Source organism: Celerinatantimonas sediminis (assembly GCF_046054195.1).
Lineage (GTDB): Bacteria > Pseudomonadota > Gammaproteobacteria > Enterobacterales > Celerinatantimonadaceae > Celerinatantimonas.
Map to the genome: position 1 here is coordinate 18,671 of NZ_JBEQCS010000020.1, position 26,121 is coordinate 44,791.

Consider the following 26,121-nt stretch of genomic DNA (forward strand, 5'->3'; position numbering starts at 1 on the left):
GCAGTTACTGGCTCGGTTTTGTTCAAGAATGAATATCATCGATTATTGATGCTATCAAATTAGATATTCAACAGAGATAATATTTCTTAAATACGATTATCTATCTATTAGTTGAGAATTATTCTCAATTAATATTATTCGTGGTCAGAAATAGGTTTATCTGTAAACAAAAATTCTTTTAGCTGTTTATCAAAAACGGAATTATTGCGTCGCAGCCATTCGATCATCATCGCCGCATGTTCAATCTCTTCATCACGGTTATGTGCCATAATCGCTTTAAGTTCTTTGTTATCACTGGCATCCACACGCTGAGCATACCAATCAACGGCTTCTAGCTCTTCTTGTAGCGACATTAAACCGCGATGTAATTCCAACGTTTGCTGGGATAGTTTTTCACGTGGCTCGTGTAATGATTCACTAGACATATATTTTCCTCATATTATTGAAAATTAGTCGAACTGAACTTACGAGTTAATTACCATACGCCAACAAAGTACGCTTGATCAACACCTTTAATAAAACTATTAGATGCCAACATATAACACGTTAAAAAACCAAGGGCGTTTATAAAAACGCCCTTTTGCTTTAATTTTTAGCATTAAAAGTAACGCGTTTAGAGGACTCTAACGCAGGACTTTCAAATGGCGTTAACGTCTTTTTATCCTTGCGAATAAAAAAGACTGACAAGTGCTGGCTTTTTGCAACTGCCATGCCTTCTTTTGGCCCTAAACACAGCATTGCTGTCGCCCATGCATCACTGACTTTAGCTTCATGGCCAAAGACTGAAGCGGACACCAAGTCATGGGTAATCGGTGCCCCCGTGCGCGGATCGAGAATATGTGAATACTCTTTACCTTTTTCATCAAATGAATGGTGATAGGTCCCTGATGTATCGATGGTGACGCCACTTTCATCGTTAATGGTCACAATACGATACGGAACAATGCCATCTTTGGTCGGAATCGGACGCTCAATCGCAATACGCCATTTTTCACCACCGGGTTTATGGCCTTTGACTTTCATATCGCCGCCGAATTCGACGATGTAGTTATGAATCCCATCATTTTGCAAAATCTGACTCAGCTTGCCGATGGTGTAACCTTCTCCCATTGATGAGAAATCCAGTTGCACGCCAGGCAACGTTTTACGGATCATGCCGCGGGCTTTATCCACTTCAACTTTATCGATGCCCAAATCATGTTTTACCGCAGCTATCTGACTTTTGCTTGGAACATGCAACACATCTTTATGAAATCCCCACAAGCTAAACAGCGGCCCAATGGTTGGGTCATAACACCCTTGAGTCTTGGCATTGATATCTTTGGCAAGCTCAATCAGATTGATGAAATCTTTTGAGGCTTTTTGCCATTTAGTTGATGAACTGTGATTAAACTGAGAAATGTATGAATCATCACGCCAAGTCGATAACTCTTTATCAATACTGGCTAATTTGTTGGAAAACTGCTCTTGAACTTTATCTTTAGATACCAGCTTTTGGCTCCACCAGCTAATGTGGTAGGTTGTGCCTTGGGCATATCCTGATAATTTTTCGATCTTAATCGGCTTTGAACAGCTGCTTAAAAGCAAAGCTAATAAGCCCACCAACAGGCATACAATGCCTGAGCGAAACAAATTGCGCTTAAACATGAACGATTTTATCCATCGACATAAATAAGCAAAGTCTACCAGCGCACCGGACACTGCGCTAGAGCGATAAGCCCTTGATGATGGGCCAAGAGCTTATCGGCGAACAACGCTTGCTCGCTCTAGAGTTGATAATCGCTAAAAAAGCGATTAATTCGAGCCATACACAGCTCACGTTCTTCAACATGAGGCATATGGCTGGAATTGGCAAAAACTTCCCACTCAACCGTTGGGATTAGATCGAAATAAGGTTGCACCGCTTCTTTGGTCGCTTCATCATAAAAGCCAGAGATAAGCAGCACCGGAACATTAATGCGTGCAACCCGCTCAATGATGCTCCAGTCTTTCATCGAGCCAATCACATGAAACTCAGTTGGGCCATTCATGGCATGATAAACACTTGGATCATCGTCCATCGCATCAAACGTACGCCGCACTTCCTCAGGCCAAGGGTCAAGGCGACAAACATGGCGCTGATAAAATACATCACTTGCAGCTTTATACTCGGGTGAATCGATGGTGCCAGCTTGCTCATGGGCAAGTAATGTCTGCTGCACATCTTCGGGTAATTGCGCGCGCAGCCCAGCTGCCGCTTCCAGCCATAACTGCATCGAGGCAGGGGAGTTGGCAATAATAACGCCTTTCAAACCAGGCAATCGACGCACCGCTTGTTCAGCGCAAAGCATGCCGCCCCATGATTGACCAAGTAACAGAAAGTTATCAGCAATGCCAAGGTGCGATAATAAATTATCCATCTCCTGTTGAAACAGTTCGACCTGCCAGAACTCGCTGGGTTTATCCCGAAGGTGAGTTGAGTTGCCGTTACCAAGTTGATCATAGTGAATGATTGGCCGGCCGCTGGCGGCTAAATCTGCAAAAGAATCGATATAGTCATGTGTGCATCCCGGTCCACCATGCACCACCACCAGTGGGGTCAGCGATGAGTCTGCCAGCGAGCCGGTAATCCGATACCAAGTCTGATATTCACCAAAAGGCACTCGTCCTTCGCTCTGAGTTACCATAAGTTCTCCAAATCGATAAATGACTTCGCAAGCGTAACGAAACCAACCGATTGTGGAACCTAGCAAAATTGATAGAAATAATTAGAAATTTACTCAGCTTGCCCATTTAAGTTAATCAAGCAAGCGATAATGCATCGCCCGCACAACTGCTTCGACTCGGTTAGTCGCGCCCAACTTATGCACGGCCGTATTTAAATGCAGCGTGACGGTTGCGACCGAGCGATAAATTTGCGCGGCTATCTCTTTAGCGGTTAACCCTTGGGCGGCATAAGACAGACATTCGCGCTCTCGCGGCGTTAACTCAATAAGCGAACAGCGGCGGGTCTTGCCATCAAAAAATGGGTAGATCTGCTCTTGAAACTGCATTGCGAGCAACCCAAATTGAGCCAGCTGGCCAGTGAGATCGTTTTCTTTATCAATGCCCCGCATCATTGCCGTCAGTGTCGCAAACCCACCTTCTGGTAAGTGCAACGGCACGGTAATGCCACTGGCCATATCGTTATCATTAAGGTAATCGCCAACAGGCGAGCGGGTTTCGTTTAAAATTGAACGAAGTAAGGTTCGTTCTGGATTTCGATACGACCAAACAAACGGTGCGCAGCGATTCAGAGCAAAACGTTGTACCGGATCAATCTGATAATAACCATGCTCACTCCACAGCGTCTGCATATCCTCTGGAGCCTGCTGCATACGCAATAGCGAAGGGGTAATTAGCTCACCCTCAAGAGACAATGGCACCGGAGTAAAGTCATAAATAACCGCCTCAAAGCCCATATGCTGAATTTGCGTATTAAGACTATCGAAACAGCTATCAAGAGATAACTCAGCGTTCATTTGTGGCATCATTGCCTCCTCTGACCTAGATCCTGAACGAATAAATGCAAAAAAAGCGCCATTTTAGGAAGGTAGCAGCTATTAGCAGCGACTTAGCACAAATGGCACAGCTACGCCCAGAGCAGTGCAAATCACCCATAATTTAAGCAAAAAATGCACTCATTTAGTGCAAGCGAGTTCATTTACCCCTCTTCAAACAAAAACTATCAATTTTACTAGTTCCTTAATGGACCTTTGTTTGCGTAATCTGCTTACAAAGCTCAAAAGATAAAGGGACACGGATGCAGTATCAGGAGTTAAAGCCGGATAAAACCCACCGAATAACCGTCGATAGTTATCAGGTGATAGCCTATGAATTTGGTCAAGGTGATGACGTTATCTTGTGCCTTAATGGCGGCCCCGGATTACCCTGTGACTATCTGCGTGAGGCCCACTCACCTTTAAAAGAACATGGCTATCGCGTCATTGCCTTTGATCAGTTAGGCACCGGGGCATCCGATAGGCCAGAGGATGCAACGCTTTGGCAAATTGATCGTTACGTTGAAGAGGTACGCACGGTCTGTGACTATTTTGGGCTTAAAAAAGTTCATCTGCTGGGCCATTCCTGGGGAGGCTGGTTGGCCATTGAATATGTACTGACCTACCCCGAACAAGTGGCCAGCTTATTACTGGAAAATACCGTCGCGGATATTCCTCATCTCAAACAGGAACTCTTACGCCTAAAAGCGGCTTTAGGTGAGCAAACCGTTGCTATGATGCTACGTCATGAAGCTCAAGGAACCCTTGAGCATCCCGCGTATCAAGCTGCCGTGACGCTTTTAACCTACCAGCATGTCTGTCGGCTTGATACTTGGCCAGCGCCGCTTGAGCGCTCGCTTGGCGACTGGAATATGGGGCCCTACCAAACCATGCAGGGCGCGAATGAATTTTTATACACTGGCAATTTAAAAGATTGGTGTCGCGTTGAACAGCTCAAACAGGTGCAAACCCCAGCACTGATTACGACCGGGCAATATGATGAATTAACCCCTGCTTGTGCCGCTCGTATTAAAGAAGGGCTTCCTCACAGTGAATTGACGGTTTTTGCCAACGCCAGCCACATGCCTTTTTATGAAGAACCGCAATCGTACTATCCCGTGGTTCTAGATTTCTTAAATCGTCATCGCATCAGCGCCGTTAACTGAGAGCTCGAATATGCATCGTTACCGATTTTTACTCTTGCGACCCTTTCAGCTGATCCCTGTCTTATTTGGGATCAGCATCATCACTTTCGCAATCATTCATGCCATCCCGGGCGATCCGGCCCGAGTATTGTTAGGAACTCGCTCAACACCTGCGGCAATTGCTCAAATTCATGCCGAATATGGGCTTGATAAACCCCTGCCCGTGCAATATGTCTACTTTTTAAAACATCTGCTCCAAGGTGAGTTAGGCCGCTCAATTATCTACAAAACCGATACACTGAGCCTGCTTGCCGACCGCTTTGAGCCTACCTTCATGTTGGTATTGGGCAGTGTGCTGCTGGCTATTTTTATGGCGCTGCCACTGGCATCCCTTGCTGCTCGCAAACAGGGGAAATTAGCTGACACCACTATTCGCCTGTTTTCAACCGCCGGGCTTGGATTTCCGCCTTTTTGGCTCGGCATCATGTTGATTATTGTCTTAAGTGTTAGCTGGCACCTGTTCCCAGTTTCAGGCTACGGTTGGGACTGGGGCGAGAAACTTGCCCATCTGGTGCTTCCTTGTTTGACCGCCGCGCTATCTTTAGCAGCTATTTTAATTCGCAGCCTGCGCGCGGCTTTCATCCGTGAAATGGCCTCTGATTACGCCACTGCCGCCAGAGCTCGCGGCCAATCAGAACGGCGTATTTTCTGGCGCCATGTGCTCCCTAACTCCATTGTGCCCATCATCAATCTGTTAGCGGTCAATATTAGCTGGCTTATCGGTGGTTCGGTCGTCATCGAATCGGTCTTTGGTCTTCCGGGGCTTGGGCGATTACTGGTCAAAGCCATTTTTAGCCGCGATTACATGGTGATCGAAGGCGTTGTTTTACTGTTTGCAATATCGACCGTCATCGTCAACCTGATTGCCGATATGCTAACTGTCGCCATCGACTCGAGGATTAAATTATGAGTCACGATACGACCATTGCAGTTGAAAAAAACTACCTTAAGTTTTTAAACAATCTCTGTCACAAATTATTACATCTTCCCCAAAGCACTACGTTAACCATTGGCTTGTGCATTGTTTTGGGTTGGGTTTTCTTAGCTATCTTTGCCCCCTGGATAGCCCCTTACGACCCAATCACTCAAGATTTAACCGCGCAGTTAGCACCGATGAGCTGGCACCACTGGCTGGGCACCGATAACTTTGGCCGAGATATTCTCTCGCGCATTTTATTTAGCGCTCGAGTTGATATTCAAATCTGTATCTTAGGGGTCATTTTCCCTTTTATGATCGGCACCATTCTTGGCGCGTTAAGCGGCTACTTTGGTGGCTGGGTTGATAGCGTACTGATGCGCATCATTGATGTGGTATTGGCCTTTCCATTTTTGGTACTAATGTTGGCGATCATTACCATTTTGGGCCCCGGATTAAGTAGCTTTTATATTGCAATGGCGCTAGTTGGTTGGGTTTCCTATGCCCGTATTGTGCGTGCTCGGGTCCTGGTGTTAAAACAAAGTGATTTCATCATGGCCGTGAAAAGCCTCGGTTATAGCCATACCCGCATTATCTTCATTCATGTCTTACCTAATGTCATTGCCGATGCCATCGTCTTTTCCATGTCTGATGCCGTACTCGTTTTGCTCAACGGCGCGGCCATCAGCTACCTCGGACTTGGCGTGCAGCCTCCTGTTCCGGAATGGGGTGTGATGGTCACCGAAGGTCAGGGATTTATCACCACCAATTGGTGGCTCACCGCATTCCCCGGAATCGCCATTGTTTTACTCGCCATCGGATTTAGTTTTATTGCCGACGGTTTAAGTGACCGACGCAAGGGAGTCTGAAAAAGATGCAGCCATTATTGCAAGTTAACCATCTCACGATTACCAACAGCGACGGGGTAAAATTAGTCGATGATGTTTCGTTTTCACTCAATCAAGGACAAATGCTTGGTTTAGTCGGTGAAAGTGGCTCAGGGAAAACGCTCACTTGCCGCGCCATTATGCGGCTATTGCCCAATCCATCGCTTCATATCAGCTCTGGCGAAGTGCTCTTTCAAGGACAAGATATTTTAAAACTATCGGAGCGTCAGATGCGCCGCGTTCGCGGTCAAGGCATTGGCATGATTTTTCAAAATCCGGCCACTCACATCGATCCGCTGATGAGCATTGGTCAGCAGATGATGGAAGGACTCAAACAAAGCCAAAAACTCAAACGCGCCGATGCTCGCCAACGCGCTGTAGAGCTGTTAACTCAGGTCGGGATCCCATCGCCTAAAGAACGATTAAATAACTACGCTCATGAGTTTTCAGGCGGCATGCGCCAGCGAGCGATGATCGCTATTGCGCTTTCGTGCAACCCACAAGTGTTAATTGCCGATGAACCAACGACCGCATTGGATGTAACGGTTCAGGCCCAAATACTTAAGCTACTCAATGAGCTGCAACAGCAACACCAACTCGCAATTATTATGATCACCCACGACTTAGGCGTGGTTGCACAAACTTGCGATCAAACCGCCGTGTTATACGGTGGCAGATTATGTGAAACCGCCCCGACACGCGCATTATTAAGTCAGCCTAACCATCCTTACACGCAAGGGCTGATTAGCTGCCAACCATCGGCGAATCAAAGCGCAACTGGGGCACTTAAAACAATTGCAGGAACACCACCGGTTGCCAGCCATATGCCTCAAGGATGTCGCTTTCATCCGCGCTGCCCGAACGAGCAAAAGATCTGTGAGAGTCAAGTTCCAAAACTTTGCAAAACCAGCCACAGCCATGAGCATTCTCTGGCATGCCATTTCCCGCTGAATGCACAAAAGGTTTGTCATCATGAGTAACGCGTTAGTTGAGATTACTAATCTCAATGTCACATTTTCACTAAGCACCGGCCTTTTTAAAAAGCAGCAGCTGCATGCTGTTAATGATGTGTCATTGAGCATTGAACCTGGGTCAATCGTTGGGCTAGTTGGGGAATCCGGTAGCGGCAAAAGTACACTAGGGCGCGCCTTATTACAGCTTGAGAAAAGCTCTGGCGGTACAATTTATTTTGATGGCTTAGATTTAAGCGCCGCAACCTTTGCTGATTTACGAGCGCTGCGCCAACAGACTGCCATGATCTTTCAAGACCCATTTAGCTCATTTAACCCTCGGCAAACAATCGGCCAAGCTATCAGCGAAGTGCTTAGAGTGCATAACAAACGTCCCAAAGAGCTCATTGATGCACGGGTCGATGAGCTCTTAACGCTCACTGGTTTAAGCCGCGATTATAAAGACCGATATCCATCCCAGCTCAGTGGCGGTCAGTGTCAACGAGCCGCTATTGCTCGCTCTTTGGCCATTGAACCAAGGCTCATTGTGGCCGATGAATGTGTGGCAGCACTAGATGTTTCAATTCAGGCACAGATTGTCAATTTACTCGATGATTTGAGTAAAAAGATGGGCTTAACAATTTTATTTATCGCCCATGATTTGGCCATTGTCCGGCATTTATGCGATGCAATCGCCATTATGTATCTGGGGCGGATTGTCGAAACAGGGCCAACAGATGTAATTTTTGACAGCCCTCGACACCCATACACCGCTGCACTATTAAGTGCCATTCCAGACATCAATCCAGATAACTCGCTAGAGCAAGTTAGCTTAATGGGAGAGCCACCAAGCCCATTAAATTTACCATCGGGCTGCGCTTTTCATACTCGCTGTCATAAAGCAACCGCTGAGTGTGGCAAAGCTCTCCCACCACAAATGCAAATAAACAATCATCAAAGCTATGCCTGTATCTTGCCCATGGAAGCGGCAAACAGCTTACCGAATGAGGAATAAACCATGTTGCATCATTTAAAGCACAACCTATTAAAGTACCTGTCGCTCAGCGTGCTGGCATTTAGCGCCATGGCACAATCAGCGGTGTTAACCATTGGCCGCGGCGCTGATAGCACCACTTTTGACCCGATTAACTCAACGCAAAATAATGACAACTGGATCTTTTCCAATGTCTTTGATCCACTGGTTCGCGTTGATAAATCAGGGACCAAACTGCTCCCAGGCATCGCCAAAAGCTGGAAAATTTCCAAAGATGGCAAAACTTACACCTTCACACTGCGCGATGCTAAGTTTTCAAATGGTGAACCAGTTACCGCAGAAGATGCCGCATTTAGTCTGCGCCGTATTCGTGATGATAAAAAATCACTATGGCAAGACAGCTATAAAATCATGCAAAAAATCACAGCAGCGGATGAACACACGCTGGTTATTGAGCTAAAAGCGCCATCTGTTCCATTTTTATCGTCTTTAGCGCTGCCTAATGCATCAGTCATTCCAGAAGCTTATTTTAAAAAAGTAGGCGAAGAAACATTTGCTCAAAAACCTATTGGTTCAGGCGCTTTTGTGGTTAAACAGTGGAGTCGCGGCGAAGCGGTTATCTTGCGTAAAAACCCTTACTACTGGGAAAAAAATCGTGTCAAACTGGATGGGGTCAACTGGCTGACTATTCCTGACAGTAATACCCGGATGTTGAAAATGCAGGCCGGCGAACTCGATGCGGCAATTAACGTTCCATTCTCTCGGATTAAATCATTAGAAAACGATCCTAATCTAACAGTACATTTGGATGCTTCAACACGCGAAGATCACCTGTTGATCAACCATGCTCACAAACCATTAAACGATGTCAAAGTCCGCCGCGCGATTGACTATGCCATTAATAAAGAATCCATTATTAACGCCATTACTTTTGGTTACGGCACTGTCGCTAATTCATATATTCCTAAAGGCGCTCTTTATTACAACCACCGCAATAAAAACCGCCCATACGATCCTGCCAAAGCTAAAGAGCTGCTAAAAGAAGCGGGGGTTAGCCACTTAACCCTGAAATATCTGGTTAACGCCGGCAATGAAGTAGACGAGCAAATTGCGGTACTACTTCAGCAGCAGCTTGCCAAAGTCGGGATTAAAGCCAATTTAGTAAAAGTTGATCCAAGCCAGAGCTGGGGCATGTTAGTCGATGGTGATTACGATATTTCGGTGAACTACTGGACCAACGATATTCTAGACCCAGACCAAAAAACCACCTTTGTCTTGGGTAACGATGCCAACATGAACTACATGACTCGTTACAACAATCCAAAAGTGACCGAATTAGTAGCCAAAGCCCGTCTTGAAACAGACCCAGCTAAACGTAAAAAAATGTACTATCAGCTGCAGAAAATGGCCAAATCAGACGTCAACTGGATTGATTTGTATTACAGCCCATATCGCAACGTTTCTAAGAAAACTGTGAAAAATTTCTTCCAGAACCCTCTGGGACGCTTCTTCTTAGAAGACACTTACATTGCTGATTAATTAACGGTTTAACCATTTCAATATAAGGCCTATTCGAGATCTTACGCAGTCTCGGATGGGCCTTTTTGTCACCATATCATCCAATTAATACGCCCAATAAATCCCTGCCAGTCGTTATACAAATCAGATAAGCTACAGGTTCGTCTGATTGATAATCAAATTGCTCAGTCTCTATATCAAAGCTTAGGATTTATTGAAAATGTTCGCTACAAGCGCTATTTCAAAGAGTTAAGTTAATAAGCAAAATGCACGACAAGGATTACAAGGAACACGCGATGAGTTTAGTCACCAATTTTGGTCAAATTAGTGCCGATAAACATGTTTTCAGTTGGCCTGATGAGGGTAGCACTCGCTCATTTCACTGCAAAAATGAGATTTGCGATAGTGCGATAAGTTTGTCGCATCAACTCATTTTATTGTTAACCCGACAACCTATGACGCAAACCTGTAATCAACTGGTTGGCCTTAATCATAATGGTAATATTCGCTTTGAAATAGCCGCTCCCGATGACTACGAGTTTTACTACTTAAGTGCTCATGTTCGCTTTGAAACAGCTGTTGTTTGTATTAACCGTGCAAAGCAAAAACTCGACTGGTTTTATGCTATCGACCCACAAACCGGTCAGCTAAGTTCACTCAACCGCGCTTACTAGCCGATACATAAAAAGAAACGAACAAGGATGTTGAATGAACTACGCCCTTCGCCAAGCACAAGACTCAGATCTCGACTTTCTGATTCATTTACGCAAACTCACCATGACCAAATACCTTAAGCAAGTTGGTATGCCAGTGACACAAGAAGCTTACTTAAGCCGAGTTTTATATGAATTTGAGCACGCCAAGATTGTAACCGTTGATGGGCAAAATGCTGGGTTATTTAAAGCTAAATTTGATGAACAAAGTCATGAATGGTATTTAGCGCAAATTCAAATCCATCCCGATTATCAAAACCGGCAGATTGCCAACGGCTTAATTAGCGACCTGATTGATAAAGCTCACGCAAGCGGTGTTGGCGTGAGTTTGAATGTTCTCAAAACAAATCCGGCTAAACGCTTGTATGAACGATTGGGGTTTGTCGCCGTTAGTGAGAATCAATTTGAATTTCATATGAAATGCCAATGTCCTGCAACAGCTCAAGATGAGCCGTCAATAGATTAATGCCTTGCCTTGTTACGTCATAAATAATGATTGATTCGACTCTCGATTCAGTTATATTTACCTGTATATACTAATTTTGAATAATCGATTTAAACCAAAACAGTGCATACCCAAGGAGAGTTCATGCCTAACGCATCCCCATCTATCCACTCACTGGTCAGTCAGCATGTCCAGCCACTTGCAAACTACAACGCCGGACTCTCTTTAGAAGAACTGAAAAAGCGCTATAACGTCACTAAAATTGCCAAACTTGCCAGTAATGAGAACCCTTTTGGCACACCCGAAGCCGTTGCCAATGTGCTAAATGATGCTGGAAACTTGGCCTATTATCCAGACCCAAACTGCACCGAACTTCGCGAGCTATTAGCGCAAAAATTTAACGTTGATGCACAATCATTGGTCTTTGGTAATGGCTCAGAAGACATCATCAGCATTCTCTGCCGAGTGTTTTTAGAAGCAGGTGATAATGTACTCACCATCGTGCCCTCATTTGGTCTGCATATTTTATATCCGCAGTCATGTGGCGCGAATGTGTTGATTGCCGAAATGACTGATTCGCTTGAATTTGACATCGAAAAAATTGTCCAGCTGTTACAATCTCACCAACCTAAACTATTTTTTATCGCAAGCCCCAGTAACCCGGTTGGCACAGCGCTCAACGGTGGGCAAATTCAAACCATTCTTGATGCCTTGAGCGACAAAACGCTCTTAGTCTTTGATGAAGCCTATTATGAATATGCACAAACAGATGCAGATTACCCAGATGTTCAACAAATTCTTGAGCACTCAGGCAAACCTTACATTCTGCTGCGCACGTTATCCAAAGCCTATTCACTGGCAGGGCTTCGAGTTGGTTATGGCATTTGCTCCGAGCCAAGCATCGCTGGCTACATTGACAAACTGCGCACGCCGTTTAACGTGAATCGTATCGCCCAAAAGGCAGCAGTAGCGGCATTAAATGACACGACTCACTTAGAAAAAACCTTAACGTGGAATACGCAAGCTCGCCCAACGCTCTTAGAGCAACTCAATGAATTGGGAATTAGTGCTGCCCCATCGCACGGCAATTTTCTCTTTTTTAAAACAGATTTTCCAGCAACTGAGCTGGCTGAGGAGCTCTTAAAGCATGGTGTTATTATTAAGCCTTGGCTTGAAAAAGGTTATGAAAACTACCTGCGCGTATCCATTGGTACGCAAGATGAAAACGAACATTTTCTAGCAGCATTAAAAACTATCATAAACGCCTAAAATACAGGCTGGGCGCACCTTAAGCGCCCGGCTCGATTCGCTCTAAAACCTTTCCCCTGACACTTTATCCTATGCAACCCATCGTGCGATTTCACCGCGCGCCGCCCCCGTCAAAATAGCGCTACAACGACAAGCACAAAAAAGCACCATTTTGATGCAATTAAGCATAGAATTTAACTAATTATGCACACTTTTAACGCATTGGTAATATTTAAAATCACCTCATAAATAATATTTATATTTAAAATCAATTAGTTAAATATATTTTCGGGATGGCACAATTGTTGAATGTATATACATATATATTCATATGGCAATTAACCAGCATTACCCAGGGAGTATACGAGATGAAGTTGACCAATTTTTCCAGTAAAGCAAGAAAGGCAACCTGTTTGATCGCGTTATTAGGCTCAATGGCCGCCCAAGGAGCGAACCATATTGGCACTTTAAAAATGGGCGTTGAACCTTGGTTGGGCTATGGCCAGTGGTTTGTCGCAGCTAAAGACGGCTTATTTAAACAACAGGGATTTAATAAAGTTGATATCGTTAACTTCACCGAAGATAAAGATATTAATGCCGCCTTGGCAAGTGGCCAGATTGATGCTGCTAATATTGCAACCCACACGGCAATGGGCATGATTGGTGCAGGATTGCCAGTGAAAGCAGTCTTGCTACTTGATCAAAGTAATACCGCCGATGCGATGCTTGCATCCCCCAAAATTAAATCGCTTAAAGATCTCAAAGGTAAAAAAGTCGCTTATGAACAAGGCACCACCAGCGATATTTTACTGCACAGCGCTTTAAGCTCCGTGCATATGACTGATGCTGATATCGTTCCAGTGCCAATGCCAGCCTCAAACGCAGGTAGCGCCTTAATCGCTGGGCAAGTTCCAGTGGCTGTTACTTATGAGCCTTATATCAGTGTTGCTAAGAAAAACGACCCAACATTAAAAATGCTCTACAGCGGCGCTTCAGATCCAGGCCTAATTAGTGATGTATTAGTCGTTCGCCAGTCAGTTATCGACAGACATCCAGAACAAGTTGCAGCACTGATTGCTGTTTGGAAAAAATCACTCGCGAACTACCGCCAACATACGCAGCGCGATCGCGCAATCATCGCAAAAGCAGTTGGAGCGTCGCCAGAAGATCTAAAAACTGCGTTTGATGGCATCAAATATATCGATATCAAAACGAATAAAACGATGCTCGAAGGCGACTTTCGTAGCAAAACGTTCCCTCACATCTTAAAAGCTGCGAAAAGCGCATCTTTGATACCAACTGATGTGAAATTTACCCAAGTTTTCGATGATTCTTTTGTCAAAAAAGCGAAGTAGAAAGGAGCACGAATGCCGGCAACAACTGCGCAGAGTCAAACGGTTATGAACACAAAGACGAAAGAGAAAAGAGCGAAAAAGCGTTGGTCACTATTTACCATTGGCCAGTCACCAACCAAATGGCAAGCCATCAGCTTAGGTCTAGCAACATTTATTGTACTGTTGTTGGGATGGTGGTTTGCCACCGCAACCGGACGGGTTAAGCCAATCTTTTTGCCCGGATTAAGCCATGTTTTCAGCCGCATGATAACGCTGACTGAAAATGGCATGTTGTGGTCCGATATTCAAAGCAGCTTATATCGGATTGCCATCGCATTTGCGATTTCCTCAGTGATGTCTATCGTCATCGGGATCTTGGCGGGCTGTTATGGCTTTTTCAAATCCGTCGTTGAGCCGCTCGTTGACTTCATTCGTTATATGCCAGTTGTTGCCTTCGTCCCTCTGACTATTTTGTGGGTCGGAACCGGTGACATTCAAAAATTTTTAGTGATCTGGATCGGCACCTTTTTCCAACAAGTGCTGATGATGATTGATGCGGTTAAGCGTGTCCCGAAAGATTATATCGGCCTGGGGCGGACACTTGGTATGTCCGATAGCAGTATTTTACTGCGCATCGTGCTGCCCGCGGCCCTGCCCAATATCTGGGATGCCCTTCGCATTAGCCTCGGTTGGGCTTGGACCTGGCTGGTGTTGGCTGAGCTTGTTGCGTCAACATCAGGGCTGGGTTATCGAATTGTGGTCTCCCAGCGCTATTTTCAGACCGATACCATCATCGGCTACATCTTGTTACTAGGCATACTTGGGCTGATTAGCGATCAGATCATGCGCGGCGCCGAAAAAGTTCTCTTTAAATACAATAAACGAGGTTAATGATGGCCAGCTTAACGATTCGCCAATTAGATAAAAGCTATCCGCTGGCTAAACGGCAGCGTAATCAGGTGCTTAATAAAATTGATCTCACCTTACACAACAATGAATTTGTCTCGATTGTAGGCGCCTCTGGATGCGGTAAAAGTACCCTATTGTCCATTGCAGCAGGCCTTGAAGATTTTGATAGTGGTGATGTTCTAGTCGACAACCACCCGATTCAAGGACCAGGGATTGACCGAGGAGTTGTATTTCAAAGCTACACTCTTTTACCTTGGTTAACCGCCCAACAAAACATCGAATTTGCACTTAAATCTGCCGGCTATTCACATGCAGAGCGCGTTGAAATTGCCAAAGAACACTTAGAGTTAGTCAAGCTCTCCCACGCTGCTGATAAATGGCCATCAGAGCTTTCTGGCGGTATGAAACAGCGTGTGGCAATTGCTCGCGCGCTTTCCTATCGGCCAAAAATTCTGCTAATGGATGAGCCCTTTGGTGCTCTTGATGCCATGACCCGCCGCCAGATGCAGCAATTACTTTTAGAAATTTGGGAAGTTCATCGCCTAACCGTGATGTTTGTTACCCACGATATTGAAGAAGCGGTTTATCTCTCAGACCGAGTTGTCGTAATGAAACCCGGAGCGATTGATCAGTGTATTGATATTCCGATTGAACGGCCACGAGATATCGCCGTAACCCGCAGCCCTGAGTTTATGAATATTCAGAGCGAGATTTTTGAACGAATTAGCAAACCATTAGAACACGCTTAACTTTTGAGGAGTTTTTAACCATGGAAGTCTCATTCTATGACCTTAGCGGAAAATCCATTCCAGCAGAGCTGTTACAGCGAACCGAATCGGATTTATCCTTTTTTAGCGAAAAAGTGACTCCGATTATCGAAGCGGTTCGCACTAACGGCGATGCAGCACTGATTGATTTCGCCAAAAAATTCGACAAAGTGGAAGTCGATACCTTCAGCGTTAAAGCCCAAGAAAGCGAATTTGAAGCCGCCTTTGCACGCCTCGATCCTGAAGTCATCGAAACCATTCGTTACTCAGTTGAGAATGTGCGCGCGTTTCATCAGGCCCAAAAACCTGAAGAGATGTGGCTCAAAGAGATGAAACCCGGCGCCTTCGCTGGTGACCGCCACGTACCAATTGAGGCGGTAGCCTGTTATGTGCCACGCGGTAAAGGCTCATTTCCAAGCGTATTGATTATGACCGCAGTTCCGGCAGTTGTTGCTGGTGTGCCAAAACCAATCGTAATTACCCCTCCAGGCCCTGATGGCACAGTAGATGATGCAACGCTTGTTGCAGCGCGTCTGGTTGGAATTGAAGATGTGTATAAATGCGGCGGTGCACAAGGCGTTGCAGCCGTGGCCTTTGGGACTGAATCAGTGCCAAAATGCTTAAAAATTGTCGGCCCGGGAAGCCCTTGGGTAGTTGCCGCTAAACAGCAGCTGACTCATCTATTAGACCCAGGGGTTCCAGCAGGCCCAAGTGAAAGCGTCATTTTGGCTGATGAAACAGTGGATGGTCGTCTGGCGGCGCTGGATTTGTTAATCGAGTCAGAACATGGCCCAGATTCATCGGCTTATTTAGTCACAAACTCCAAAGCAGTTGCAGATGCAGCAATCGAAGCTCTCTCTGGCTACTGGCAGAAAATCACGCCACAACGAGCTGAGTTCTCACAGGCTGTTTTATGTGGCAACCACGGTGGTGTAGTACTCACTGACAGCTTTGATAAAGCCATCGAATTTGTGAATCAATACGCGCCAGAACATCTAGAAATTCTGGCCAAAGAACCAATGGCAGTGATGCCACGAATCACCAATGCTGGTGAGATTTTACTTGGCAACTACACCCCTATTTCTATCGGTAACTTTGTGTTGGGACCAAATGCCGTCCTACCAACCAACTCTAATGCAAAAACAGCAGGCCCATTGTCGGTATTTGACTACATGAAACGGATCTCGGTTGGTTATGTCACTCAGGCTGGTTATTCTGAGCTGGCAAAAAATGCGAATCGCTTCGCTCATTATGAAGGTTTTAGCGGGCATGCCTTAGCTGTATCTGAGCTGCGTGATGAAATTCTCAAGGGCGAACATGATGGATAACCTGGCGCCATTGGCTGCACAGGCAAACACACTGGCCAAACAAGGCCAGTGGCAACAAGCGAGTGATAAGCTCGCTCTGTTGATTGCCCAGATCACCGGCCACGCAGTGCAAACCATTCAAATCAACCGCGACCAATACAGCCTCAACTCTCTCAATGGATTTACGCAACTCGATACAAGCGAAGAGTTATTTTTCAAATACCATCATGAAGAGGGTGAAGAAAAATCAATTGAGGAATATTACCGAGCCGAACTGCTTAAAAATCATGGTTTCCCCGTTGATTTGCCATTGTATGCCTGTAAAGAACCGGGCCGACAATTACTACTCTATCGCAAACGCAACACACAGCGCTTTGCCGATGTTTGTCGGCGCTGGGAAGAGCAAGGTGATGCCGCGACCTTAGCAAAACTTACCCAAGCGCAGCAGCAATTAGACGAGCTCACCTTTACCAAAGCCAACAATAGTTTGCATCGCGCAAGTGCACAGCTAGTCAAAAATGAAGCCATTCATCAGCTTTTTTATAACCGCCTAATTGATGATGAACATCCACCAGGTTTTGGCGCTCGCGTCGCTAAATTTTATTTAGATAAAACGATGAAGCTTGGCAATCAGAGTATCGATTGGTCACAGTTTAGTCGTTATCACTGGCAGATAAACGGCATTGACTATCCGTTAACTGTCGCTGAGCTATTTGCCCAATCAGCACAGGTGTTAGCTCCTCAAGCACTTGCCAACCACGGGGCAGTGGTCGCCCATGGCGATGCGCACAATGCCAATGTTTGGTTTGAAGATGAGCAAAGCACTTATCTAACCCTATTTGATCCAGCATTTGCAGGGGAGAATATTCCAGCACTGCTCGCTGAGGTCAAAGCAACATTTCACAATATTTTTGCGCACCCTTATTGGCTCTATGAACCGGATATTGCCCAAACGCACTACCAAGTAGACGTTAGCATCGACCATCAAGCGCAGCAGATTGTCGTGCAACACAACTGGCAATTGACTGACCTACGCAAAGCTTTTTTACAGAGCAAAATTAACGACTACTGGCGCCCTCTCATTGCACGGCTCAAAGCTGAGCAACTTTTACCTGAGAATTATCAGCAGATTATTCAACTAGCACTATTTTGTTGCCCGACATTGGTATTGGACTTAACCGCCAACGGTTATGGACAACATAATGCGCAAAGTTCTGCATTAGGCTGGGCAATTGCTGTTGCACTTGGCAATGGCGGCAAAGGGCCAGGCCAATGGATCAGTGAATTGATGTAAATCATTGAGGAGATTTATGAAAGCAGCTCAATTGTATGGTATTGACGATATTCGAGTTGAAGATATCGCAATGCCAGAAATACTCGATCCCCACCAAGTTCGTCTTAAAGTCGATGCGGTCGGTATTTGTGGCTCAGATCTTCATAATTTTCGAACTGGCCAATGGATGAGCAAGCTGCCGATGGTACCAGGGCACGAAATGACAGCGACCGTCATCGAACTCGGAAGTGACGTTCAAACATTGGCCATTGGCGATAAAGTGGTTGCAGATTCTCGCGTTTGGTGTGGTGAATGCCCGGCCTGTCAGCAGCAGCGCTATAACCATTGTCAGGCGTTGGCTTTTGTAGGGGAAGCCTTTGCCGGCGGAATGAGCGAGCAAGTTGTGCTGCACGAGCACCAGCTGCTTAAAGTCCCCAGCGATTTAGACGCGGATATTCGAGTTTTAAGTGAACCTTTAGGCGTTTCTCTGCGAGTCATAAAACAGCTTCAAGCGACAACAGGCGAGCTGGTTTACGTTGCTGGCGGGGGCACCATTGGCGGCTTTGCGGCATTGATGCTGCAAGATATCTTTAAGCATCCGGTTCAGTTAAGCGAGCCAAATCAGACCCGCTTTGACAAACTCAGTGCACTCATGAATTTATCGCAGCAACCGCAGCCGTTTCACTTCGCGATTGATGCCACTGGTATTCCCAGTGTCATTAACCAGTTGATTGCGCAAATTGAACCAGGTGGGCGCATCGCGCTGGTCGGGCTGCCACATCATAATAACAGCATTGATATTCTAAGCGTTGTAGAAAAAGAAATAACCTTGGTTGGATGTAGTGTTTTTGATGGCGAGCAGCATGAGGCTATCGCCTATTTAGCACCGCTAAAAGATAAGCTTAAATCACTGATTTCTGAGCCTTTAAGCTTAGATGACATTCCCCAAACTTATGCCAAGCTCTGTCAGGGTGGTGTGGATTACCTCAAGGCGGTGATTCATCCTAATCAACATTAAATTCAAGGAACAACGATATGTCAGATACACGATTTTCGGTCTTTGATAAACACGTTGTAATAACAGGTGGCAGCAAAGGTATTGGCTTTGCTCTGGCCCAAGGCTTTTGTAAAGCTGGAGCCAATGTCACGATAACGGCCCGCAATCAAGCACAACTAAAAGAAGCCCATCAAGCGCTGCTGGCAATTGATAAGCGCGCCAGTGCACAGGTATTAGATGTCACTGATGATGATGCTATCCGCACTTTTTTTAAGGCCAACCCGATAGATGTGCTCATTAACAATGCCGGAGTTGAGCACGTTTGTGAGTCGCTTAATATGAGCGAAGCGATTTGGGATAAAGTCGTAGATACAAACTTAAAGGGAAGTTTTTTCTGCGCTCGAGCCGCGGCCGAGGCGATGAAATCTCAGGGCAAAGGCGCCATCATTAATATGTGCTCACTAACCAGCGCGGTCGGGGTTCCAGGCGCGGTGCCTTATGGCGCGTCCAAAAGCGGTTTGCTGGGAGTCACTAGGGCCTTAAGTAGCGAATGGGCCAAGTATAATATTCGGGTCAATGCCATTGGTCCGGGCTATTTTCAAACCGAAATGACCGATGTGTTTTATCAAGACGCCCAATGGCGTGAGTCAATGCTCGAGAAAATTCCGCTGCAACGGTTTGGCCAATTAGATGATTTAATCGGCAGTGCAATCTTTCTTGCCAGTGACGCCTCAGCGTACATGACAGGTCAGGTATTATATGTAGATGGTGGCTATCTCGCTTCTATCTAGCTAGATAAATTCCTCTTAAATACGGCCTTTCAGGTTCTTTTAAAATCCGATATCAGAGCTGGTATCGGATTTTTCTACCTTGAACCATCAGGTTTTAATGCGTATTGCTAAAGATACAGTAGAGCCAGTCACCCAATTACACTTCAAAGAGCAGCTCACTTTTCAAATCAGCGATTGAACAACAACCAAGCTGGGCGATAGTTCGGTCGATTTCACCGCGGATCAAGTTCATCGCATCAAGAGCACCTTGTTCGCCAGCGGTTGCCATTGCATACAATAGTGGCCGACCTAACAGCACGCCATTAGCGCCAAGAGCCAACGCTTTAACAATATCAGTACCACGACGAAAACCACTGTCGATAAAGATTAATGGCTCAGGACCAATCAATCGGCGAATTTCAGCTAACAATAAAATCGGGCTAATGGTTCCATCGAGCTGACGACCACCATGATTTGACAGCATCACCCCATCACATCCAACTTCAATCGCTTTGCGACAATCATCCGGGGCAATAAGCCCTTTTAAAAGCAGTGGGCCATCCCAGATGGAGCGGATCCATGCCAGAGAATCCCAGTCTAATTCGGTTTCCATCTGCTCAGCAAAATAGGTCGCCCCACCCACACCTTTTTGATACTGCTCAGGCAGGTAAGGTTTCAAGTTGCCAAATCCGGGGATCCCTTGAGGGAGGATCACGCGGCGCACCCAATTTGGCTTAGTTGCGATATTGAAGTAGCTTTTAAGCGATAGCTTCATCGGCCGTGCATAGTTGCGTTTATCGCGTTCGCGATTACCAAAATGAACCGCATCAACAGAAACGACCAAGGCTTTGCAACCATTGTCTTTGGCGCGTTTGAGTAAATCTTCTGTGACATGTTTATCTTTTAAAACATAAAGCTGGAACCAATGATTATCATTGCCATGGCAACCAATCTGTTCAATTGAGCTCGTTGAAACCGTACTTTGAATATAGGGAATTCCAGCCTTGGCAGCAGCACAAGCCAACAGTTCATCGGCTCGATTACGCAACATTCCGTTATAACCAGTTGGAGCAACCGCCACTGGCATCTGATAATTTTTCCCGAACCAATTGACCCCCAAGTCGCGTTTTGGTGAAGCTTTAAGCACTGGCGGAATAAATTGCCAACGGGAAAACACCGATTGGTTGTTGGCCATTGTAATCTCATCTTCAGCGCCACCATCGACATAATCGAATGCAAACTTAGGTAACTTGCGCTGGGCTGCTTGTCGGTAATCATTTAGGTTCAATAACATCTTAATATCCCTATAGCGACTAGATTTCATTACGATAATCATTCATTCTAGAGAGTTATCTATGATTGTCTATACAATTAAAACGATAACGGTTGATTAATTTCTATAAATAAATTAATAAGAACCTTCAAATAATTAATAACCAAAACGAATCGGGTTTTAACATGATATAATCATGTATATATCCCTAAATTCATTACTTTCTCATGGAAAAGACCCAACAAAAGGATTAATCACCATGGCTGAACACATTCTCGCAGCTCAATTATCCAGCGCTATGGAAGATAGTCCTCAGCCGATCTACCAACGCGTTAAAAAAGCGATTATTAAACAAATAACCGAAGGCGTGTGGCAAGCCAACCAGAAGATCCCATCAGAAAGTAATTTAGTCAAAGAGCTCGGAGTCAGTCGCATGACGATTAACCGAGCACTGCGAGAGCTTACCAGTGAAGGTTATTTAATCCGTATGCAGGGCGTTGGAACCTTCATTGCCAAAACACAAGGTTATACGGCCATGTTGGAAGTTCACAACATTGCCGAAGAGATTGCCCTACGAGGCCATATTCATACCAGTAAGGTGCTTGAGTTGAGCGAGCGCCGAGCAGACCCAGAGCAAGCAGCCATGTTAGGGCGCAGCACGGGCGACAGTATTTTCTACTCGCATATCATTCACTATGAAAATGATATTCCAGTACAGATTGAACAAAGGCTCGTCAACCCAGATATGGCACCTGATTATCTAAAGCAAGATTACGAAGCGCAGCCACCGTATACTTATCTGATGAATATTGCGCCATTAACCGCAGGAGAGCACATTGTTGAAGCGGTGATGCCAACCCCTCGCCAAAGAGCTAATTTGCAGATTGATGAATTTGAACCCTGTTTGTTAATTCGTCGCCAGACTTGGAGCGAGCATACAATCGTCACCTACTCTAAACTGCTCTACCCTGGCTCACGATATAAACTGTTTGGTAGCTTTAAAGGTCGCCAACATCCGTAAAACGCAAGGCCTTCAACTATGGGTTTGGGCCTCTTGTACAAAGTTCTGTAGATCACCAAGCGCCTCAATAGCACCAGAGCTTAACGTATAGCCAAATAGCTGTTGGTGTTTGGTGATATCAAAATACAATAGTTGCCCCTGACAATGCGCAATGGTCACGCAGCGCTTGCTATGCTCAAGGGTAATGGGCGAACGGGATATTTCAACAAGCTCTTTTATATAGGCATACAGTTGGTCGCAAACTTTAACGGTAGAATGAGCAATAAGAACATTGTCTTCAAGCTCATCTTCCCCATAGATATGCCATAACTGGCCCCGATAAAGTACCGGTTTGCTGACATCTAACGTTTTTACCCATTGCTTATAATATTCCGGTAGTCTGATGCTCATCGTTCGCCACCCATCACGCCATAAAAGATATTACAACGAAAACCAAACTCGTTTTCTTTTCACAACTGCAACGTTCACTAAAAGTATAGTAGAGGGAGCAATGAGTTGAAATTCACCAATAGCAAAATGTCTACAAAAGCACGTAACTTAATGATTTAAAATAAAAAGGCGAGCATCGAGCTCGCCTTTTATCAAAAAGAATCGAATATTAAACCGCTGATACAGCAAGGTCTAAACGAGGACGAAAACGCATTACCGCAAGGCTTGCCAAGACACCAACAACACAAACCCCAGCGACGTAATACATCGGAGCTTGAGCATCTTCCATGATCATCGCACTGACAAACATCGGTGTTGTCCCGCCAAAGATAGCGTAAGCGACATTATATGAGAACGACAAGCCTGAGAATCGAATCGGCGCTGGAAAACTTTTCACAGCAATGGCCGGAACCACACCAACAATCCCCACAAAGAAGCCTACTACCGCATACATTGGGAACAGATAAGTCGTGTCCTGCAGCATCGTTGAATAGAACGCCCAGTAACTCACGCCCAGACCAATACTAAAGATTGCCATAATTGGACCATTACCAAAACGATCTGCTAATGCACCTGAGACCAAGCAACCGACTAAAATACAGATAATGGCAACACTATTGGCTTCAAGCGAAGTTTGCGGGTCAAGATGAACCAATTTTTGCAACAGTGAAGGCGTCATCAAAATTGTAACCACAATCGCTGCGGTTAACACCCAAGTCACCGCCATTGAAACCAAAACCGATGGGGTATGATCTTTTAATACCGATTTAATAGGTAACTCTTGCGAGAGCTCTTTATGTTCCTGCATCTCTTTAAAGATTGGGGTTTCATGTAACCAACGACGCAGATACATAGTGATAAAGCCAAACACGCCGCCCAACAAAAATGGTAAACGCCAGCCATACTGGTGGATCTGTTCGCCTGTCATTGATGAGTGAATGCCAGTTGCAACCAATGAGCCGATTAAGATACCAGCGACCAAGCCTGCCGATAATGTCCCACAAGCCAAGCCAATGTGGCGTTTAGAAACGTGCTCTGTTACAAACACCCAAGCGCCAGGGGCTTCCCCACCAATTGCCGCACCTTGCAACACTCGGCATAACAGCAGCAACAGCGGCGCTAAAATACCAACACTTTGATAAGTTGGCATCAAGCCGATGGCCATAGTTGGCACAGCCATCAGGAAAATACTCAGCATAAACATCCGTTTACGCCCCAGCATATCGCCAAAGTGCGCCATAATAATGCCCCCAAGCGGGCGAGCTAGGTAACCTGCGGCAAAAATACCGTAAGTTTGAACCTGACGCAGCCAATCAGGCATTTCTGCTGGGAAAAACAAACTACCCACGACATTGGCAAAATAGACAAAAATGACAAAATCATAAAATTCTAGCGCTCCGCCAAGAGCCGATAGACTTAAGGTTTTGCCATCATTCCAATTCAAATGCCGATGTTTAGGTTGGGTGTTGCCCTGAATATTACGAGTTTCCGTGTTCATGATAATCCATCATTGCTCATTTCATGCTATTACAGTTAAAAATAAACCTTTATTTCCTGCGATTTTAAACTTTTTTATTAAAAAAAAGCAGAAATAAGAAATTTTTATTTATATGAACCACGATAATACTGACACTGATATAGAAAATAAAGCTATTTTTGCTGATTTTATCGGCAATTTTTCACCTCTGTTAGCCCTACATTTGAGTAAAACTCACTCAACTTGAAATAGATCTAGTATCCTGTGCTACGATGGGAACCAATCCTTTTATATTATTTGGAAGATAAGTCTATGAACCCAACAATTGATCTCCTGCGCCATCATACATCTGTTCGTAAATTTACCGGCGAACCCATTAGCAGCGATCAGCTCAACGCTATCTTTGAGTCAGCACAGATGGCCTCAACCTCTAGCTTTATGCAAACAGGCTCAATTGTTCGGGTCACTGACCCACAGCTTCGGGAAAAATTTGCAGCCCTGGCCGGAGGGCAAACTTGGATTAGTGAAGCGGCAGAATTTTTAGTTTGGTGCGCGGATTTTCATCGTCATCAACAAATCGCTCCTGAAGCCAAACTAGGGTTTAGTGAACAATTGCTGATAGGTTCAATTGATGTAGCATTAATGGCTGAAAACGCACTTGTTGCAGCAGAGTCGATGGGCCTTGGCGGCGTGTTTATTGGTGGCATTAGAAACGATCCCAAACAGGTCGCCCAGCTGCTAGAACTGCCAAAAAATGTCCTGCCATTATTTGGCATGTGTTTAGGCTATCCTGCGCAGGAACCCAGCATTCGTCCGCGCCTGCCCCAAGCGCTAGTCGTTCATGAAAACACCTACAATAAAACGCTCGATAAAGAATTATTAGCTGAATATGACAGGCACGTTGTCGAATATTACAGCGCGCGCGCTGGTGCCAATGCCAAAGTAGCCAGTTGGAGCGAACAGATAAGTGCCACGCTGAGTAAAGAGTCTCGCCCACATATTAAAGCGTTCTTAAATGAACAGGGCTTTGATATTAAATAGCGTTAGCGCTTTGCCAAATGACACTTTTGCTTAAGCTCAAAGATAGGTAAAGAAGTGCAGCATCTTGGAATCTATGAAAAATTATTGATTTCAATGGCGATATCATCATAAAAATCCGTGTACGATGATGACTCTGTTTTACTTAGAGTCATCACTGTACGCAGGGAGCGTTATGCTGACCATCTTCTTGATCATTTTACCTATTTTCTTAGTCATGTTAGTGGGCTACATAGCGACCCGGATGGGGCTATTGGGCCAGAAATCGCTCTCTGATATGGGCCGTTTTGTTATTAATGTGGCGCTTCCTGCTGTCATTATCAAAACCGTTCTGCATATCGATATTCAGACCATGCTGAATTATCGTTACCTGTTAGCGTACCTGCTCTGCTCTTTGTCATTAACCATTGTGGGTGTGATTTTTTATCTGAAGGTTTTTAAGCTCACGCGACTCGATGCCTCTGTTTCAGTAACAGGCATGGTGGTTCCAAACAGCTCATTTATCGGCTATCCAGTCATTTTACAGCTTATTGATAACCCGCCAGTTAATGCCTTTGCCATGGCGCTATTGGTAGAGAATATTTTTGTTATGCCACTTTGTTTTCTACTGATGGATTACAGCTCGATAGATAGCCAACAAACGCTAAAAACTAAGTTAAAAACGCTGTTGCTACGCATTGTTAAAAACCCATTATTAATTGCGATTGTGATTAGCGTGATTGGCAACTTACTGCATGTAAAAATACCTAAAACGATTAACACCACTTTAGATATACTCGCCCCATCCGCGGTTGCAGTAGCGCTGTTTGTCATCGGTGGCGTGCTTGCCGGGATCCGCATTCGCCAAGCTAATATGAAGCATATTTTAGCCATTACGTTTGGCAAATTAATTTTGCATCCATTGCTAGCCATTATCATGCTCAGCCTCCTATTGACGGGCGCACATGATTTAAAACTCGCTCTGGTGATTATCACCGCTATGCCAATGTTCAGCATCTATTCAGTGATTGGGGACATATACGGCAAGCAGGCCTTGTGCAGCTCATCGCAATTGGTGGCCAATGCCCTTTCGGTGATTACCATTCCAATGATGATAGCGTTAGCCGAATGGGCATTTTAAGTTAATTTAGCT

The 26,121-nt window shown here is 45.2% G+C and carries 26 protein-coding genes; 19 read left to right on the forward strand and 7 right to left on the reverse strand.

The window, feature by feature from the left end:
• Positions 1-134: 134 nt before the first annotated feature.
• From ABTQ23_RS17980 to ABTQ23_RS17995, 4 genes are all read right to left on the reverse strand, one after another.
• Positions 135-425: an encapsulin-associated ferritin-like protein gene (locus ABTQ23_RS17980; RefSeq protein ID WP_408617143.1), complete on the reverse strand. Its 291-nt coding sequence runs from the start codon at positions 423-425 to the stop codon at positions 135-137.
• Positions 426-585: 160 nt separating this feature from the next.
• Positions 586-1,647, reverse strand: a complete 1,062-nt coding sequence (locus ABTQ23_RS17985) for an FAD:protein FMN transferase (RefSeq protein ID WP_408617144.1) — start codon at positions 1,645-1,647, stop codon at positions 586-588.
• Positions 1,648-1,766: 119 nt separating this feature from the next.
• Entirely contained in the window at positions 1,767-2,666 is a 900-nt protein-coding gene (locus tag ABTQ23_RS17990; RefSeq protein WP_408617145.1) for a proline iminopeptidase-family hydrolase, read from the reverse strand.
• Positions 2,667-2,777: 111 nt separating this feature from the next.
• A complete protein-coding gene (locus tag ABTQ23_RS17995; protein ID WP_408617146.1) occupies positions 2,778-3,512 on the reverse strand; it encodes a LuxR family transcriptional regulator in 735 nt (244 codons plus the stop codon).
• 269 nt (positions 3,513-3,781) lie between these two features.
• On the opposite strand from ABTQ23_RS17995, the gene ABTQ23_RS18000 reads away from it, so the two are divergent.
• The 16 genes from ABTQ23_RS18000 to ABTQ23_RS18075 all read left to right on the forward strand — a co-directional run bounded on the left by ABTQ23_RS18000 (position 3,782) and on the right by ABTQ23_RS18075 (position 19,772).
• Positions 3,782-4,684, forward strand: coding sequence for a proline iminopeptidase-family hydrolase (locus tag ABTQ23_RS18000; protein ID WP_408617147.1), 903 nt, complete (start codon positions 3,782-3,784; stop codon positions 4,682-4,684).
• Between the two features lie 10 nt (positions 4,685-4,694).
• The gene (locus tag ABTQ23_RS18005; protein ID WP_408617148.1) at positions 4,695-5,633 is read left to right on the forward strand and encodes an ABC transporter permease; all 939 of its coding nucleotides are present in this window, start codon (positions 4,695-4,697) and stop codon (positions 5,631-5,633) included.
• Complete coding sequence (locus ABTQ23_RS18010) at positions 5,630-6,508, forward strand: ABC transporter permease (RefSeq protein WP_408617149.1); 879 nt, start codon at positions 5,630-5,632, stop codon at positions 6,506-6,508. Before ABTQ23_RS18005 ends, ABTQ23_RS18010 begins: the two co-directional genes overlap by 4 nt.
• A 5-nt stretch (positions 6,509-6,513) precedes the next feature.
• Complete coding sequence (locus tag ABTQ23_RS18015) at positions 6,514-7,506, forward strand: ABC transporter ATP-binding protein (protein WP_408617150.1); 993 nt, start codon at positions 6,514-6,516, stop codon at positions 7,504-7,506.
• On the forward strand, positions 7,499-8,491 hold the full coding sequence (locus tag ABTQ23_RS18020; protein WP_408617151.1) for an ABC transporter ATP-binding protein: 993 nt from the start codon (positions 7,499-7,501) through the stop codon (positions 8,489-8,491). The genes ABTQ23_RS18015 and ABTQ23_RS18020 overlap by 8 nt, the downstream gene beginning before the upstream one ends.
• A 69-nt stretch (positions 8,492-8,560) precedes the next feature.
• On the forward strand, positions 8,561-10,009 hold the full coding sequence (locus ABTQ23_RS18025; protein WP_408617210.1) for an ABC transporter substrate-binding protein: 1,449 nt from the start codon (positions 8,561-8,563) through the stop codon (positions 10,007-10,009).
• Between the two features lie 275 nt (positions 10,010-10,284).
• Positions 10,285-10,662, forward strand: a complete 378-nt coding sequence (locus tag ABTQ23_RS18030; protein WP_408617152.1) for a hypothetical protein — start codon at positions 10,285-10,287, stop codon at positions 10,660-10,662.
• 34 nt (positions 10,663-10,696) lie between these two features.
• On the forward strand, positions 10,697-11,167 hold the full coding sequence (locus ABTQ23_RS18035; RefSeq protein ID WP_408617153.1) for a GNAT family N-acetyltransferase: 471 nt from the start codon (positions 10,697-10,699) through the stop codon (positions 11,165-11,167).
• Positions 11,168-11,290: 123 nt separating this feature from the next.
• Positions 11,291-12,415 (forward strand): histidinol-phosphate transaminase, encoded by a 1,125-nt coding sequence (hisC, locus tag ABTQ23_RS18040; RefSeq protein WP_408617154.1) that lies wholly within the window; start codon positions 11,291-11,293, stop codon positions 12,413-12,415.
• Between the two features lie 347 nt (positions 12,416-12,762).
• Positions 12,763-13,749, forward strand: a complete 987-nt coding sequence (locus ABTQ23_RS18045; RefSeq protein WP_408617155.1) for an ABC transporter substrate-binding protein — start codon at positions 12,763-12,765, stop codon at positions 13,747-13,749.
• A 45-nt stretch (positions 13,750-13,794) separates the two neighbouring features.
• Positions 13,795-14,619 (forward strand): ABC transporter permease, encoded by an 825-nt coding sequence (locus tag ABTQ23_RS18050; protein WP_408617211.1) that lies wholly within the window; start codon positions 13,795-13,797, stop codon positions 14,617-14,619.
• A 2-nt stretch (positions 14,620-14,621) separates the two neighbouring features.
• Entirely contained in the window at positions 14,622-15,386 is a 765-nt protein-coding gene (locus tag ABTQ23_RS18055; RefSeq protein WP_408617212.1) for an ABC transporter ATP-binding protein, read from the forward strand.
• A 20-nt stretch (positions 15,387-15,406) separates the two neighbouring features.
• Positions 15,407-16,732 carry a histidinol dehydrogenase gene (gene hisD, locus ABTQ23_RS18060; protein WP_408617156.1) on the forward strand — a complete coding sequence of 442 codons (1,326 nt, stop codon included), beginning with the start codon at positions 15,407-15,409 and terminating at the stop codon, positions 16,730-16,732.
• Positions 16,722-18,005: a hypothetical protein gene (locus ABTQ23_RS18065; protein ID WP_408617157.1), complete on the forward strand. Its 1,284-nt coding sequence runs from the start codon at positions 16,722-16,724 to the stop codon at positions 18,003-18,005. Before hisD ends, ABTQ23_RS18065 begins: the two co-directional genes overlap by 11 nt.
• A gap of 16 nt (positions 18,006-18,021) precedes the next feature.
• Positions 18,022-19,002, forward strand: a complete 981-nt coding sequence (locus ABTQ23_RS18070) for a zinc-dependent alcohol dehydrogenase (protein ID WP_408617158.1) — start codon at positions 18,022-18,024, stop codon at positions 19,000-19,002.
• 17 nt (positions 19,003-19,019) lie between these two features.
• Positions 19,020-19,772, forward strand: a complete 753-nt coding sequence (locus ABTQ23_RS18075) for an SDR family NAD(P)-dependent oxidoreductase (RefSeq protein ID WP_408617159.1) — start codon at positions 19,020-19,022, stop codon at positions 19,770-19,772.
• Positions 19,773-19,908: 136 nt separating this feature from the next.
• On the opposite strand, the gene ABTQ23_RS18080 is transcribed toward ABTQ23_RS18075, so the two are convergent.
• A complete protein-coding gene (locus ABTQ23_RS18080; protein WP_408617160.1) occupies positions 19,909-21,045 on the reverse strand; it encodes an alpha-hydroxy acid oxidase in 1,137 nt (378 codons plus the stop codon).
• Between the two features lie 238 nt (positions 21,046-21,283).
• Here ABTQ23_RS18080 and hutC point away from each other — a divergent pair, with 238 nt between their 5' ends.
• Entirely contained in the window at positions 21,284-22,045 is a 762-nt protein-coding gene (gene hutC / locus ABTQ23_RS18085) for a histidine utilization transcriptional repressor HutC (RefSeq protein ID WP_408617161.1), read from the forward strand.
• Positions 22,046-22,057: 12 nt separating this feature from the next.
• On the opposite strand, the gene ABTQ23_RS18090 is transcribed toward hutC, so the two are convergent.
• The gene (locus tag ABTQ23_RS18090; protein ID WP_408617162.1) at positions 22,058-22,435 is read right to left on the reverse strand and encodes a hypothetical protein; all 378 of its coding nucleotides are present in this window, start codon (positions 22,433-22,435) and stop codon (positions 22,058-22,060) included.
• A gap of 208 nt (positions 22,436-22,643) precedes the next feature.
• Positions 22,644-23,972 (reverse strand): MFS transporter, encoded by a 1,329-nt coding sequence (locus ABTQ23_RS18095; RefSeq protein ID WP_408617163.1) that lies wholly within the window; start codon positions 23,970-23,972, stop codon positions 22,644-22,646.
• Positions 23,973-24,263: 291 nt separating this feature from the next.
• On the opposite strand from ABTQ23_RS18095, the gene nfsA reads away from it, so the two are divergent.
• Together nfsA and ABTQ23_RS18105 are read left to right on the forward strand one after the other, a co-directional pair.
• Positions 24,264-24,992, forward strand: a complete 729-nt coding sequence (gene nfsA, locus ABTQ23_RS18100; RefSeq protein WP_408617164.1) for an oxygen-insensitive NADPH nitroreductase — start codon at positions 24,264-24,266, stop codon at positions 24,990-24,992.
• Between the two features lie 172 nt (positions 24,993-25,164).
• The gene (locus ABTQ23_RS18105) at positions 25,165-26,109 is read left to right on the forward strand and encodes an AEC family transporter (protein WP_408617165.1); all 945 of its coding nucleotides are present in this window, start codon (positions 25,165-25,167) and stop codon (positions 26,107-26,109) included.
• The last annotated feature ends 12 nt before the right edge of the window (positions 26,110-26,121 follow it).